Raw genomic sequence first — 14,697 nt, forward strand, 5'->3', positions numbered from 1 at the left:
GAACCACGTGAGCTCCTCTTCCTCCACCAGGCGCCTGCCGCACCCCCAGGTGCGCCAGGGGAGCCGTGGCGCTTACCGACTGGTCCGTACCCCGCCGGCCGATGTGCACCCCCCTCGTCTGGACGCCGCACAGCGCGCCGTGGTTGACCACGACTTCGGCCCGTTGCTCGTCCTCGCCGGCCCCGGCACCGGGAAGACCACCACCCTGGTGGAGTCCGTCGCCGCGCGGATCGCCCGCGGCGCGGATCCCGAGCGGATCCTGGTGCTGACGTTCAGCAGGAAGGCCGCCGTCGAACTGCGCGACCGGATGGCCCTGCGCGTGGGCGCGGCCCGCGCGCCCCGGGCGACCACCTTCCACTCGTACTGCTACGCCCTGGTCCGCGCCCACCAGGACAGCGGCCTGTTCGTGAACCCGCTACGGCTGCTGTCCGGCCCCGAACAGGACGTCACCGTCCGCGAGCTGCTGGCCGGCGAGGCCGAACTGGAGCGGCTCGGGCTCGACCCCGTGCGCTGGCCGGACGAGCTGCGCGCGTGCCTGACCACCCGGGGCTTCGCCGACGAGGTCCGCGCGGTCCTCGCCCGCAGCCGTGAACTGGGACTGGACCCGGCCGCCCTGGACGCCTTCGCCCGCCGCATCGGCCGCCCCGACTGGCGGGCCGCGGCCGCCTTCCTCGCCGAGTACCTCGACGTCCTCGACCTCCAGGGCGTCCTCGACTACGCCGAACTCGTCCACCGGGCGGTACTGCTCGCCCACCGCCCGGAGGTGGCCCTGGACCTCGCCGGCCGCTACGACGCCGTGTACGTCGACGAGTACCAGGACACCGACCCGGCCCAGGTGCGCCTGCTGCGGGCCCTGGCCGGCGGCGGACGCACCCTCGTCGCGTTCGGCGACCCGGACCAGTCGATCTACACGTTCCGGGGCGCCGACGTGAACGGCATCCTGGAGTTTCCGCACGTCTTCCCGCGCGTGGACGGCCGCCCAGCGCCGACGGAGGTGCTGCGGACGTCCCGCAGGGCCGGCGCCGGCCTGCTGGCCGCCACCCGGCTGCTCACCCAGCGGATGCCGCTCACCCGGCTGCCCGCCGACAAGGTGCGCGCCCACCGGGAACCGGCCCCCGCGCGCGACGGCGGACACGTCGAGGTCTACACGTACCCGACACCCGGTACCGAACTGGACAACATCGCCGACATCCTCCGGCGGGCGCACCTGGAGGACGGCGTCCGCTGGAGCGACATGGCCGTCCTGGTGCGCGCCGGGTCCAGCACCCTCCCGACGGTCCGCCGCGCCCTCACCGCGGCAGGCGTCCCCCTGGACATCGACGGCGACGACGTCCCGTTGCGCCACGAACCGGCGGTGGCGCCCCTGCTGACGGCGCTGCGAGCGGTGGCCGAGGCGGAGGCGGCCCGCGTCGGGGCCGGCGTGGCCTCGCATTCGGTCGCGGACCCCGCCGCGGAACCTGCCGCTGAACCGGCTGCGGGACGGGCTGGGGGACCGGCTGCGGGGACGGTCGCGGGCCCGGACGGGGACACGGCCGCGGCCCCGGACGCGGTCGTGAGCCCGGACGCGAGCCCGGACGCGGGCTCCGACGCGGACGACGGCGCCGCGGAGACCCCCTGCTGGCTCGGCACCGAGACCGCGCTCACCCTGCTCACCTCACCCCTCGCCGGCATGGACGCGGCAGACCTGCGACGCCTCGGCCGGGCCCTGCGCGACGAGGAACGGGCGTCCGGCAACGCGCTCCCGCCGCCGTCGGACGAACTGCTCGCGCGGGCACTCGCCGAGCCCGAGCGCCTCGCCGTCCACGACCCCGGGTACGCGCGCGGTGCGCAGCGGCTCGGCGGGCTGCTCAGGAAGGCCCGGGAGCGTCTCGCGGGCGGCGGTACGGCCGAGGAGGCGCTGTGGGACCTGTGGAACGGCACGCCCTGGCCCTCGCGCCTGGAGCGCACCGCCCGGCGCGGCGGCGCGGCCGGCCGCAACGCCGACCGTGACCTGGACGCCGTGTGCGCCCTGTTCGCCACCGCCGCCCGCGCGGAGGAGCGCAGCGGCGGCCGGGGCGCGCTGAACTTCCTGGCGGAGATCGAGGCCGAGGACATCGCCGCCGACACCCTGGCCGGCCGCGCGGTACGGCCCGACGCCGTCCGCCTGATGACCGCGCACCGCGCCAAGGGACTGGAATGGCGGCTGGTCGTCGTGGCCGGCGTGCAGGAGGGGCTCTGGCCCGACCTGCGCCGCCGCGGCTCCCTCCTGGAAGCCGACCGCATCGGCCGCGACGGACTCGCCGACCCCCTCACCCCGGGCGCGCTGCTCGCCGAGGAACGCCGGCTGTTCTACGTCGCCGCCACGCGCGCGCGGGAGCGTCTCGTCGTCACCGCCGTGAAAGCACCCGCGGACGACGGCGACCAGCCCTCCCGTTTCCTCACCGAGCTGGGCGTCGAACCCCAGGACGTCACCGGACGGCCGCGCCGCCCGCTCGCCGTGGCCGCCCTGGTCGCCGAACTGCGCGCGACCACGGTCGACCCGCGCGCGTCCGACGCCCTGCGCGAGGCGGCCGCCCACCGCCTGGCCAGGCTGGCCGCGCTCGCCGACGAGGACGGCCGCCCTCTGGTGCCCGCCGCGCACCCCTACCGCTGGTGGGGCATGTTCGAGCCGACCGAGAGCAAGGTGCCGCTGCGCGACCGCGACCAGCCCGTGGTCCTCTCCGGCAGCGCCCTCGACCAGCTCGCCAACACCTGCAGCCTGCAGTGGTTCCTCGGCCGCGAGGTGAAGGCCGACGCGCCCGCCACCACCGCCCAGGGCTTCGGCAACGTCGTGCACGTCCTCGCCGACGAGGTCGCCTCCGGCCGCACCCCCGCGGACCTGGCCGTTCTCATGGAGCGCCTGGAATCGGTGTGGAACGCGCTCGCCTTCGACGCGCCCTGGAAGTCCGCCCAGGAGAAGGACAACGCACGCGTGGCGCTCGAACGCTTCCTGAAGTGGCACGTCCTGGACCGCGCCGGACGCACCCCGGTCGCCAGCGAGCAGGACTTCGACGTCACCCTGGCCGCGGGCGACTACCAGGTGCGCATCCGCGGCCAGATGGACCGCGTGGAGACGGACGGCGAGGGCCGCGCCTACGTCGTCGACTTCAAGACGGGCAAGCAGGCGCCCAGCTCGGCCGAGGTGGCCCGGCACCCCCAGCTCGCCGTCTACCAGCTCGCGGTCCGCGAGGGAGCCGTCGACGAGGCCTTCGACGGCGCCCGGCCCGAGCCGGGCGGCGCCGAACTGGTCCACCTCCGGCAGGGTGCCGCCCGGCGCGACGGCGGTGAGACGCTGCCCAAGGTGCAGGCACAGGACCCGCTGGAGGGGGAGTGGGTCGGCGAACTGCTGGCCACCGCGGCGGGCAAGGTCCTCGACGAACGGTTCACCCCGACCACCGGCCAGCACTGCACCCACTGCGCCTTCCGGGCCTCGTGCAGCGCCCGGCCCGAGGGGCGCCACGTGGTGGAGTGAGCACTCCGTCCCGTTTGTCAGTGGCCGCCGCTAGCCTCTTTCCTTGTGCCCGCACGTATCACCGACCCCGAGCAGCTCAAAGAGCTCCTCGGCATCCCCTTCACCCCGGAGCAGACGGCCTGCATCACCGCGCCGCCCGCCCCGCAGGTGATCGTCGCGGGAGCCGGGTCGGGCAAGACGACGGTGATGGCGGCCCGCGTCGTCTGGCTGGTCGGCACCGGCCAGGTCGCCCCCGAACAGGTCCTCGGCCTCACCTTCACCAACAAGGCGGCCGGCGAACTCGCCGAACGCGTCCGCAAGGCACTCGTCCGGGCCGGGGTCACCGACCCCGACGTCATCGACCCGGACAACCCGCCCGGCGAGCCGGTCATCTCGACGTACCACGCCTTCGCGGGCCGCCTGCTGACCGACCACGGTCTGCGCATCGGCCTCGAACCCACCTCGCGGCTGCTCGCCGACGCCACCCGCTACCAGCTCGCCGCGCGGGTACTGCGCGAGGCCCCGGGCCCCTACCCGGCCCTCACCCGCTCCTTCGCCGACCTGGTCAGCGACCTGCTCACCCTCGACTCCGAACTCTCCGAACACCTCGTGGACCCCGAGGCCCTGCGCACCTGGGACGCCGGACTCCTGCACACCCTGACCGGGGTCAAACTCGGCAACGCCGACCTGCGCAAGGTGCCCGAGGCGGCCGCCGCGCGCCGTGAGCTGGCCGGACTCGTCCTGCGGTACCGGGCCGCCAAGCGCGAGCGTGACCTGCTCGACTTCGGCGACCAGATCGCGCTGTCCGCCTCGCTCGCCCGGATCCCCGAGGTGGGCCGGCTGCTGCGCGACGAGTTCCGGGTCGTCCTCCTCGACGAGTACCAGGACACCTCGGTCGCCCAGCGCGTCCTGCTGGCAGGACTGTTCGGCGGCGGCACCGGCCATCCCGTGACCGCGGTCGGCGACCCCTGCCAGGCCATCTACGGCTGGCGCGGCGCCTCCGTCGCCAACCTGGACGACTTCCCCGAGCATTTCGCGCACGCCGACGGCCGTCCCGCCACCCGCCAGGCGCTCAGCGAGAACCGCCGCAGCGGCGGCCGTCTCCTGGACCTCGCCAACGGCCTCGCCGAACCCCTGCGCGCCCTGCACACGGGCGTGGAGGCCCTGCGCCCGGCCCCCGGCGCCGAACGCGACGGTTCGGTCCGCTGCGCCCTGCTGCGCACCCACGCCGAGGAGATGGACTGGATCGCCGACTCGGTCGCCCATCTCGTCCGCACGGGCACCGCGCCCGGCGAGATCGCGGTGCTGTGCCGTACGGCGACCGACTTCGCCCAGATCCAGGGCGCCCTCGTGGCGCGCGACGTCCCCGTCGAGGTGGTCGGCCTCTCCGGACTGCTGCACCTGCCCGAGGTGGCCGACCTGGTCGCCGTCTGCGAAGTGCTCCAGGACCCCGGGGCCAACGCCTCCCTGGTCCGCCTGCTGACCGGCCCGCGCTGGCGCATCGGGCCCCGCGACCTCGCCCTCCTCGGCCGCCGCGCCCGGCTGCTGGTGGCGCACGCGCGCGTGGGCGACGCGGACGACCCGGACCGCCGGCTCGCCGAGGCGGTCGAAGGGGTCGACCCCGCCGAGGTGATATCGCTCGCGGACGCCCTGGACACCTTCCTTGAGCTGCCGATCGACACCGGGCGGACGGGGCAGGAGGACGACGGGCTGCCGTTCTCGCCGGACGCGCGCGTGCGCTTCGCCCGGCTCGCCGCGGAACTGCGCGAGCTGCGCCGCGCCCTGTCCGATCCGCTGATGGACGTCCTGCACCGCGTCCTGGCGGTCACCGGCCTGGAGGTCGAGCTGTCCGCGTCACCGCACGCGCTCGCCGCCCGCCGCCGCGAGACCCTGTCCAACTTCCTGGACGTCGCCGCCTCCTTCGCGGCCGGCGACCAGGAGGCGACCCTGCTCGCCTTCCTCGGCTTCCTGCGCACCGCCGCCCAGTACGAGAAGGGCCTGGACAACGCCCTGCCCGGCGGTGAGAACACCGTCAAGGTGCTCACCGCGCACAAGTCCAAAGGCCTGGAGTGGGACGTCGTCGCCGTCCCCGGACTGGTGCAGGGCACCTTCCCGAGCAGTCAGGGCCGGGAGAAGTGGACCGCCCAGGCCAAGGTGCTCCCGCACGCCCTGCGCGGCGACCGCGCCACCCTGCCCGACGTGGAGAGCTGGGACTCGCGGGGCATGAAGGCCTTCCACGAGGCCATGAAGGATCACCAGCACACCGAGGAACTCCGCCTCGGCTACGTCACCTTCACCCGCCCCCGCTCCCTGCTCATCGGCTCCGGCCACTGGTGGGGCCCCAGCCAGAAGAAACCGCGCGGCCCCTCCGGCTTCCTCCAGGCCCTGTACGACCACTGCGCCGCCGGGTACGGCGAGACCGAGGCCTGGGCGGACGAGCCCGAGGAGGACGAGGAGAACCCGGCGCTGCACACGCAGAGCGCCGACCAGGTGTGGCCGCTGCCCCTGGACGAGGGTGCCCTGGCCCGCCGCCGCGCGGCCGCCGAGACCGTGCTCGCCCACCTGGACACCCTCACGACGGCCGGAACCGACGGCGGCCGGCCCGCCGGCCACGACCCCGCCACCCACGAGGACCCCGACTGGCCCCCACCTCCTGAGGACGACGAGCCGCACCCCTACGAGGACCTGCCGGACCCCTACGAGGACCTGCCGGACCCCTACGAGGACGAACCTGACCTCTACGACGGCGAGCCCGCCCCCTATGACGGCGAGCCGGACCCCTACGAGGACTTCCCGGGCGGTGCCTCGCCCGGCCCCGAGAGGACCTCCGCCGACGGGGACTCCCTGAGCACCGACCGCCCCACGGTCCCCCACCAGGCCACCTCCGCCGAGCAGGCACCCCCGCGCGCCCCCGAGCCCGGCCGTACCCCCCTCACCCGCCTCACCCCCGAGGAGGCCCGCGCCGTCGCCTCCTGGGACCGTGACCTCGACGCGCTCGCCGGTGAGCTGCTGCGCGCCCGCCGGAGCGTCACCGACGTGCCCCTGCCTGCCGCGCTCTCCGCCACCCAGCTGATGCGGCTGGCCGAGGACCCGGACGGGCTCGCACAGGAACTCGCGCGCCCCATGCCACGCCCTCCGCAACCGGCCGCACGCCGGGGCACCCGGTTCCACGCCTGGGTCGAGGCGCGTTTCGAAGAGCTCACGCTGCCCATGCTGGAGCCCGACGAACTGCCCGGCGGCGACGCCGAGATCGCCGACGAACGCGACCTCGAAGCCCTGAAGGAGGCCTTCGAACGCACCGAGTACGCCCACCGCACGCCCTACCGGGTGGAAGCCCCCTTCCAGCTCGCCCTCGCAGGCCGGGTCGTACGGGGCCGGATCGACGCCGTCTACCGGACCGGCAGCGGCGACCAGGTGTCGTACGAGATCGTGGACTGGAAGACGAGCCGCACCCGGCCCGCCGACCCGTTGCAGCTGGCGATCTACCGCATCGGGTGGGCGGAGCAGCAAGGTGTGCCGCCCGAGTCGGTGGCGGTCGCGTTCGTGCACGTGCGCACCGGCGAGGTCGAACGGCCGCAGGAGCTGCCGGACCGCGCCGCCCTGGAAAAGCTGATCGTCGGACAGGCTGAGTGTGACGAACAGCCCGCCGAGGATGTCCGTCCGGGCCGATAGGCTCGTGACCATGAGCCAGACCCCGGACAGCGCCGTCCGTACGTACATCGAGCAGCACCGCGCCGCCTTCCTCGACGACCTCGCAGAATGGCTGCGCATCCCCTCCGTGTCGGCCCAGCCCGAACACGGCCCCGATGTGCGTCGCAGTGCCGACTGGCTCGCCGCCAAACTGACGGAGACCGGCTTCCCGACCGCCGAGGTATGGCCGACACCGGGCGCCCCCGCCGTCTTCGCCGAGTGGCCCGCGGGCGACCCCGAAGCGCCCACCGTCCTCGTCTACGGCCATCACGACGTACAGCCCGCGGCCCGCGAGGACGGCTGGGACAGCGAGCCCTTCGAGCCGGTCGTCCGGGAGAACCGCCTCTACGCGCGCGGGGCGGCCGACGACAAGGGCCAGGTGTTCTTCCACACACTCGGCGTCCGTGCCCACCTCGCCGCCACCGGCCGCACCGCCCCCGCGGTCAACCTCAAACTCCTGATCGAGGGCGAGGAGGAATCCGGCTCCCCGCACTTCCGCGCCCTCGTCGAGGAGCACGCGGAGCGGCTCGCGGCCGACGCCGTGATCGTCTCCGACACCGGCATGTGGTCCGAGGACACCCCCACGGTGTGCACCGGCATGCGCGGCCTCGCCGAGTGCCAGATCGTCCTGCACGGCCCCGACCAGGACATCCACTCCGGAGCCTTCGGCGGCGCCGTGCCCAACCCGGCCACCGTCGCCGCCCGCCTGGTCGCCGCCCTGCACGACGAGCACGCGCGGGTGGCGATCCCCGGCTTCTACGACGGCGTCGTGGAGCTGAGCGACCGCGAGCGGCAGTTGTGGGCCGAGCTCCCCTTCGACGAGCAGAGCTGGCTGCGCGAGGCGCACTCGTACGCCACCGAGGGCGAGGCCGGCTACACCACCCTGGAGCGCGTCTGGGCCCGCCCCACCGCCGAGGTCAACGGCATCGGCGGTGGCTACCAGGGCGCCGGGAGCAAGACGATCGTGCCGTCCTCAGCCCTGCTGAAGCTGTCGTTCCGGCTGGTCGCGGGACAGGACCCGGACCACATCGAGAAGATCGTCCGCGCCTGGGTCGAGGAGCGGATCCCTGCCGGTGTCCGGGCCGAGACCACCTTCCTGCCGGCCACCCGCCCCTGTCTGACCCCCCTCGACCACCCCGGGCTCCAGTCACTGGCCCGAGCCATGGAAAGGGCCTTCGAGGGACCGGTCCGGTTCACCCGTTCGGGTGGCTCGGGGCCGGCGGCGGACCTCCAGGACGTCCTCGGCGCGCCCGTTCTCTTCCTGGGCATCTCCGTCCCCTCCGACGGCTGGCACGCCCCGAACGAGAAGGTCGAGCTGGACCTCCTCCTCAAGGGCGTCGAGACCAGCGCCTACCTCTGGGACGACCTCGCGGAGAACTGGCGCCGTGACCCCTGAGCCGCCGACGCCGGCCGGGGCGGCACCACGCGCGGGGCACACTGGAAGGGCCGCCCCGCCCGGCCCCGCCCGATCCGGTTCGCTCCCGCCCTTCGTACCGCTGAACCACCCGCTGAGACATCCGTTGCACTGGGGGAGTTGGAAGCACCCGTGACCACCTGGACCGACCACACCGCCGACCGACCCATCTCGCTCACCGCCCCGAGCGGCATCGACCGCGCCGCCCACCACCGGCTCGACGAGGCCTGGCTCGCGGCGGCGTGGAGCCACCCCGACACCCGCTGCTTCGTGGTCTCCGGCGGTCAGGTCCTCATCGACGAGACGCCCGACGGCCGCACCGAACTCGTCATGACCCCCTCCTTCGAAGCACCCCTCACCGAGGCCCACCGCTACTTCCTGGGCACCGACGAGGACGGCGTCAGCTACTTCGCCCTGCAGAAGGACGCGCTGCCCGGCCGCATCGACCAGTCCGCGCGCCCCGCGGGACTGCGCGAGGCCGGGCTGCTGCTCTCGCCGCGCGACACGGGCCTGATGGTGCACGCGGTCGGCCTGGAGAACTGGCAGCGCACCCACCGCTTCTGCTCCCGCTGCGGCGAGCGCACGGCCATCGCCGCCGCCGGCCACATCCGCCGCTGCCCCGCCTGCGGCGCCGAGCACTACCCGCGCACCGACCCCGCCGTGATCATGGCAGTCACCGACGAGGACGACCGCCTCCTGCTCGGCCGCCAGGTCCACTGGCCCGAGGGCCGCTTCTCCACGCTCGCCGGTTTCGTCGAGCCCGGCGAGTCCATCGAGCAGGCGGTGCGCCGTGAGGTCTTCGAGGAGGTCGGGGTCACCGTCGGCCCGGTCGAGTACGTCGCCAGCCAGCCCTGGCCGTTCCCGTCCAGCCTCATGCTCGGCTTCATGGCCCGCGCCACCTCCACTCAGATCGACGTGGACGGTGACGAGATCCATGAGGCCCGCTGGTTCTCCCGCGACGAACTGGGCGCCGCCTTCGACTCCGGCGAGGTCCTGCCGCCCTACGGCATCTCCATCGCGGCCCGCCTGATCGAGATGTGGTACGGCAAGCCACTGCCGACGAGGAGCTTCGTCTGAGCCGGCGGACGCGATGACGACCGACACGATCACGACCGACACCTACTGGGACCACAACGTCCACTACCACCCCGTGGTGCTGGACGCGGTACCGGCCGGCTGCCGCACCGCCCTGGACGTCGGCTGCGGCGACGGTCTGCTGGCCGCCCGACTGGCGAGCAGGGTGGAGTCGGTGACCGGCGTGGACCGGTCGGCGGAGATGATCCGGCTGGCCGGCAAGCGGGAGGCCCGGAACGTCACCTTCCTGGAGGGCGACTACCGCGACGGCTCCCTCCTCGACGAGGGCGGCTACGACTTCGTCAGCGCGGTCGCCGTCATCCACCACGACCCCTTCGACGACGCGATCGACCGGCTGGTGCGGCTGCTCGCCCCCGGCGGCCGACTGGTCGTCGTGGGACTGGCGCACGACCGCACCCTCCTGGACCGGCTGATCAGCGCATGCGCGGTCCCCGTGAACCTGCTGGCCGCGCGTCGGCACGGCGGTCAGCGGAGCCCGGCCGGCCTGCCCGTCGCAGATCCGATCATGAACTGGCGGGAGGTCCGGCGGGCCACCGCCCACCTGCTGCCGGGCCGCCGGTACCGGCGCCGGCTGCTGTGGCGCTACACCCTGACATGGGACAAGCCGACCTGAACACGCGAAGGCGGCCCCTGACCGGGTCAGGGGCCGCCTTGCCGGAAGAGCTACGCGCCGATCTTCTGCTTCACCTGGGCCAGCGAAGGGTTCGTCAGCGTGGAACCGTCGCCGAAGAGCACGGTCGGCACCGTCTGGTTTCCGCCATTCGCCTTCTCGACGAACGCGGCCGACTCCGGGTCCTGCTCGATGTTGATCTCGGTGTACGCGATGCCCTCGCGGTCCATCTGGCTCTTCAGCCGACGGCAGTAACCGCACCACGTCGTGCTGTACATCGTCACAGTGCCCTGCATCTCGCTCGCGCTCCTTCTGGCAGCTCGGGAAGGTCGTCCAGAGAAGGAACGTACGCGACCCACCCGCCATTCCCTTCCCCCCGTCCCTTCCACCCGCCATTTCCTTCCCGCAGCACCGGCCCGGCACGGCGCCCGTCGCATCAGTACGACTGCGGGTGGCTGCCTGTGGACAACCGGCACGGCCGTCTCGGGGGACCTGGCAGCATGGCTGTGTGACAGCAGCAACGCACTCCTCCCTCTTCCCGCCGGTACCGGACTCTGCCGACGCGGTGCTCGAAGGGCTCGACCCCGAGCAGCGCGAGGTCGCGACCGCCCTGCACGGTCCGGTGTGCGTGCTGGCCGGAGCCGGCACCGGCAAGACGCGGGCGATCACCCACCGGATCGCCTACGGGGTGCGGGCCGGCATCCTCCAGCCGTCCAGCGTGCTCGCCGTCACCTTCACCAACCGCGCCGCCGGGGAGATGCGCGGCCGGCTGCGCCAGCTCGGCGCGCAGGGGGTGCAGGCCCGCACCTTCCACTCCGCCGCGCTGCGCCAGCTCCAGTTCTTCTGGCCGAAAGCGATCGGTGGCTCGCTGCCCCGGCTCGTCGACCGCAAGGTCCAGCTCGTCGCCGACGCGGCCGCCGCCTGCCGCATCCGACTCGACCGGGGCGAGCTGCGCGACGTGACCGCCGAGATCGAGTGGTCCAAGGTCACCCAGACCGTCCCCGCCGACTACCCGCTCGCCGCCCAGAAGGCCGGCCGGGAGACCCCGCGCGACCCGGCCGAGATCGCCCAGCTCTACTCCGTCTACGAGGACCTCAAGCGCGACCGCGCGGTCATCGACTTCGAGGACGTGCTGCTGCTGACGGTCGGCATCCTGCAGGACCGGCAGGACATCGCGGAGCAGGTGCGCGCCCAGTACCAGCACTTCGTCGTCGACGAGTACCAGGACGTCAGCCCCCTCCAGCAGCGCCTGCTGGAGCTGTGGCTGGGTGAGCGCGAGAGCCTGTGCGTCGTCGGCGACGCCAGCCAGACCATCTACTCGTTCACAGGAGCAACCCCCGACCATCTGCTCGACTTCCGCACCCGCCACCCCGGGGCCACCGTCGTCAAGCTGGTCCGCGACTACCGCTCCACCCCTCAGGTGGTCCACCTCGCCAACGGTCTGCTGGCCCAGGCCAGTGGCCGGGCCGCCGACCACCGGCTGGAGCTGGTCTCCCAGCGCCCCGCGGGACCCGAGCCCGTCTACACCGAGTACGCCGACGAACCCGCCGAGGCGGAGGGCACGGCCCGCCGCATCAGGGAGCTCATGGCCGCCGGCGTCCCGGCCGCCGAGATCGCCGTCCTGTTCCGGACGAACTCCCAGTCCGAGATCTACGAGCAGGCCCTCGCCGACGCCGGGGTGTCCTACCAGCTGCGCGGTGCCGAGCGGTTCTTCGACCGGCCCGAGGTGCGCAAGGCGGGTGCCGCCCTGCGCGCCGCGGCCCGTTTCGGCGGCAACGACGCGCTGCTCGACGCCGCCGTGGACCTGCCCTCCCAGGTGCGGGCGGTCCTCTCCGGCGAGGGCTGGACCACCGAGCCGCCGGCCGGCTCCGGCGCCGTCAGGGAGCGCTGGGAGTCGCTGGCCGCCCTGGTCAACCTCGCCCACGACGTCACCGCCGCCCGGCCCGCCGCCACCCTCGCCGACTTCGTGGCCGAACTCGACGAGCGTGCGGGCGCCCAGCACGCCCCGACCGTCCAGGGCGTCACGCTCGCCTCCCTGCACTCGGCGAAGGGCCTGGAGTGGGACGTCGTCTTCCTGGTCGGTGTCGCCGAGGGCATGATGCCGATCACCTATGCGAAGACCGACGAGCAGATCGAGGAGGAACGCCGTCTCCTCTACGTCGGCGTGACCCGAGCCAGGGAACGGCTCCATCTCTCCTGGTCCCTCTCCCGCACCCCCGGCGGGAGACCCAACCGCAGGCCCAGCCACTTCCTCGACGGCCTGCGTCCGGGCTCCACCGCCACCGTCGGCCGCGGCACGGGCACCGGCGGCGGGGGAGTCGAACGCGGCTTCGGCGGCGGCCCCGTCGCCGCACCCCGGCGTAGCCGGCGCACCCCGGCCCGCTGCCGGGTCTGCGGACGCACGCTGACCGACGCGGGCGAGATGAAACTGATGCGCTGCGACGACTGCCCGTCCGACATGGACGAGGGCCTCTACGAACGGCTCCGTGACTGGCGCGCGGACCAGGCGCGGCTCAGCGGCCAGCCCGCGTTCTGCGTCTTCACCGACCGGACGCTGATGGCCATCGCGGAGAGCGCTCCCGAGGACGATCGCGAACTGGCGCGCATCCCGGGCGTCGGCACGCGCAAGCTCCACCGTTACGGTGCCGATGTTCTGGCCATCTGCGCAGGTCGGCAGCCTGGCGGAGCGGACGGCGACGACTGACGCGAACTCGTCGAAAAAATAGTTTGCGCATGCGCCAGCAATCCCCATAGGTTCTAAGCACGGAAGCGGCGGCCTTCTCGAAGGCCCGGTTCCGTGTTGTACTTGCATATCCGAGTGGGCTGGTTCACCCCAGTCCCCTAGACGCCGAGAGGAGGCGAGTCCAGTGATCAGCATCAAGACCACCATCAGCGCGGCCAAAATGACCGATCTCTCGGCCGTCTCCGTGTGCATGCTCGGCGTCTCGAACCTGGGCACCGGTCTGTCCGGCATCTCCGCCGTGCGTCCGGCGTCCTCTGTTGTCTCTCTCGCGGGTCTTCCCGTCCGTGAGGGCAACGAGCGACCGACCGAGGCACTGGAAGCAGTAGTGGCACGGGCCAAGGCCTATGCCTTTACGGCAGCCGGTGCCGAAGACCGGAAGCAGACGACGCAGCACCACCTGATGTGGGCCTTCCGTGGGCCAGAACCCTGGAGTGATCCAGCCTGATCGATCAGGCCGGCGCCTTCAGGGCCGCGGAACCCCATCCGGGATCCGCGGCCCTTCTGTTTTCCCCGAACGGGGAGAGCGGGGCGAAGGGGCCTCGGGGCTAGAGCAGAACCCGGTACCAGCCGCCAACCGGTCCACCGACCGGAACGACCAGACGAGGAAGAACATCCGTGCAACTCGAAGCGCACGCCCCGTCCGTACCGCCTTCCGAAACGATCCCCCCGCCCGGCCTCACGGAGGACTCCACCTTGATCCCCCTCACTGCGCTCACCGCGCTCGACGACGCCATCGAGAACCTCGGCGTGCCCGTCCCCTGCCGCTCCTACGACCCGGAGGTCTTCTTCGCCGAGTCGCCGGCGGACGTCGAGTACGCCAAGTCCCTCTGCCGCACCTGCCCGCTGATCGAGGCCTGCCTCGCCGGTGCCAAGGAGCGGCGTGAGCCCTGGGGCGTCTGGGGTGGAGAGCTGTTCGTCCAGGGTGTCGTCGTCGCCCGCAAGCGGCCGCGTGGCCGCCCGCGCAAGAACCCGGTCACGGCATGAACATCCTCGGAACGATCGATCGCCCCCTCACGCACGACCCCAAGAAGCAGGCCCCGATGAAGCCGTCCACCAGCGAGCCCGCAGGCTCCGCGACCCCAGACTTCACCACTGCCGGTGCTGCCACCGGCTCGCGTCAGAACAGGACCCGAGAGATGCAACTCATCCCAGAAGCCTTGGCTCGTGCGCATATGCGCGAGCGACTGCAGGAGGCCGAGCGGGAACGCCAGGCCGTGCGCCTGGCGACCGCTCGCCGGATGCAGCGCAGGGCGGAGCGCGCCTCGCGGCGTGCCCGGCGTGCGCTCGCCATCGCCGTGATGCAGTGATCCCGAACACCTGAAGCGGTGGCTCCCCGGCCGAGGGGGCGAAAGCTTTCCCGCGGGGGCCGGTCCGGCCGAACGGACCGGCCCCCGCAGTGCGTTGCCCGGTGCGTTACCCAGGGATCGGCGCACGGCGGGGTTATCGTCGCCGGGTGACAAGTCTTCGCGGAGGCAGTGATCACGGCGGCTCCACCGTGGAGCGCCACCCACCCGGGTGCGCCCGCTGCGGCATCCCGGTCGCCGACGGCCTCCAGCCCACCACCTGGACCTGTTCCGTGGAGGACGGCGTCCGCCGGTTCTTCTGCGACACCTGCTCCAGGGAGAACCTCGCAGCGATCGAGGGCCGGCTCGACTCGTCCTGGTGGTGACCACCGG

11 protein-coding genes are annotated in these 14,697 nt (G+C 73.2%); 10 read left to right on the forward strand and 1 reads right to left on the reverse strand.

Annotation, left to right across the window (positions count from 1 at the left end):
* Window positions 1–7 precede the first annotated feature (7 nt).
* The 5 genes from AB0G52_RS07425 (at window position 8) to AB0G52_RS07445 (ending at window position 10,281) form a co-directional block, all read left to right on the forward strand.
* Window positions 8–3,490 (forward strand): ATP-dependent DNA helicase, encoded by a 3,483-nt coding sequence (locus tag AB0G52_RS07425; protein ID WP_132888736.1) that lies wholly within the window; start codon window positions 8–10, stop codon window positions 3,488–3,490.
* A 45-nt stretch (window positions 3,491–3,535) separates the two neighbouring features.
* Window positions 3,536–7,141, forward strand: coding sequence for an ATP-dependent DNA helicase (locus AB0G52_RS07430; RefSeq protein WP_361334619.1), 3,606 nt, complete (start codon window positions 3,536–3,538; stop codon window positions 7,139–7,141).
* A 10-nt stretch (window positions 7,142–7,151) separates the two neighbouring features.
* On the forward strand, window positions 7,152–8,555 hold the full coding sequence (locus AB0G52_RS07435; protein WP_361334622.1) for a dipeptidase: 1,404 nt from the start codon (window positions 7,152–7,154) through the stop codon (window positions 8,553–8,555).
* Between the two features lie 150 nt (window positions 8,556–8,705).
* A complete protein-coding gene (gene nudC, locus AB0G52_RS07440; protein ID WP_132888739.1) occupies window positions 8,706–9,650 on the forward strand; it encodes an NAD(+) diphosphatase in 945 nt (314 codons plus the stop codon).
* A gap of 13 nt (window positions 9,651–9,663) precedes the next feature.
* Window positions 9,664–10,281, forward strand: coding sequence for a class I SAM-dependent methyltransferase (locus AB0G52_RS07445; RefSeq protein ID WP_132888740.1), 618 nt, complete (start codon window positions 9,664–9,666; stop codon window positions 10,279–10,281).
* A 50-nt stretch (window positions 10,282–10,331) separates the two neighbouring features.
* Here AB0G52_RS07445 and AB0G52_RS07450 read toward each other — a convergent pair whose 3' ends face one another.
* A complete protein-coding gene (locus tag AB0G52_RS07450; RefSeq protein WP_046730473.1) occupies window positions 10,332–10,574 on the reverse strand; it encodes a mycoredoxin in 243 nt (80 codons plus the stop codon).
* Window positions 10,575–10,786: 212 nt separating this feature from the next.
* On the opposite strand from AB0G52_RS07450, the gene AB0G52_RS07455 reads away from it, so the two are divergent.
* The 5 genes from AB0G52_RS07455 to AB0G52_RS07475 all read left to right on the forward strand — a co-directional run bounded on the left by AB0G52_RS07455 (window position 10,787) and on the right by AB0G52_RS07475 (window position 14,690).
* Entirely contained in the window at window positions 10,787–12,982 is a 2,196-nt protein-coding gene (locus AB0G52_RS07455) for an ATP-dependent DNA helicase UvrD2 (protein WP_361334626.1), read from the forward strand.
* Window positions 12,983–13,145: 163 nt separating this feature from the next.
* On the forward strand, window positions 13,146–13,466 hold the full coding sequence (locus AB0G52_RS07460; RefSeq protein WP_132888742.1) for a hypothetical protein: 321 nt from the start codon (window positions 13,146–13,148) through the stop codon (window positions 13,464–13,466).
* Window positions 13,467–13,636: 170 nt separating this feature from the next.
* On the forward strand, window positions 13,637–14,005 hold the full coding sequence (locus AB0G52_RS07465) for a WhiB family transcriptional regulator (protein ID WP_010984500.1): 369 nt from the start codon (window positions 13,637–13,639) through the stop codon (window positions 14,003–14,005).
* Window positions 14,002–14,328 carry a hypothetical protein gene (locus AB0G52_RS07470; RefSeq protein WP_132888743.1) on the forward strand — a complete coding sequence of 109 codons (327 nt, stop codon included), beginning with the start codon at window positions 14,002–14,004 and terminating at the stop codon, window positions 14,326–14,328. Before AB0G52_RS07465 ends, AB0G52_RS07470 begins: the two co-directional genes overlap by 4 nt.
* 146 nt (window positions 14,329–14,474) lie before the next feature.
* Complete coding sequence (locus tag AB0G52_RS07475) at window positions 14,475–14,690, forward strand: hypothetical protein (RefSeq protein ID WP_132888744.1); 216 nt, start codon at window positions 14,475–14,477, stop codon at window positions 14,688–14,690.
* Window positions 14,691–14,697 lie beyond the last annotated feature (7 nt).

It is taken from the genome of Streptomyces sp. NPDC021562 (assembly GCF_040640875.1).
Taxonomy (GTDB): domain Bacteria; phylum Actinomycetota; class Actinomycetes; order Streptomycetales; family Streptomycetaceae; genus Streptomyces.

What these genes read in the sequence shown, in the direction of transcription:
- AB0G52_RS07435 (WP_361334622.1), top strand. Translation starts at nt 7,152, where the DNA reads ATGAGCCAGACCCCGGACAGCGCCGTCCGTACGTACATCGAGCAGCAC.
- AB0G52_RS07445 (WP_132888740.1), top strand. Translation starts at nt 9,664, where the DNA reads ATGACGACCGACACGATCACGACCGACACCTACTGGGACCACAACGTC.
- AB0G52_RS07450 (WP_046730473.1), bottom strand. Translation starts at nt 10,574, where the DNA reads ATGCAGGGCACTGTGACGATGTACAGCACGACGTGGTGCGGTTACTGC.
- AB0G52_RS07470 (WP_132888743.1), top strand. Translation starts at nt 14,002, where the DNA reads ATGAACATCCTCGGAACGATCGATCGCCCCCTCACGCACGACCCCAAG.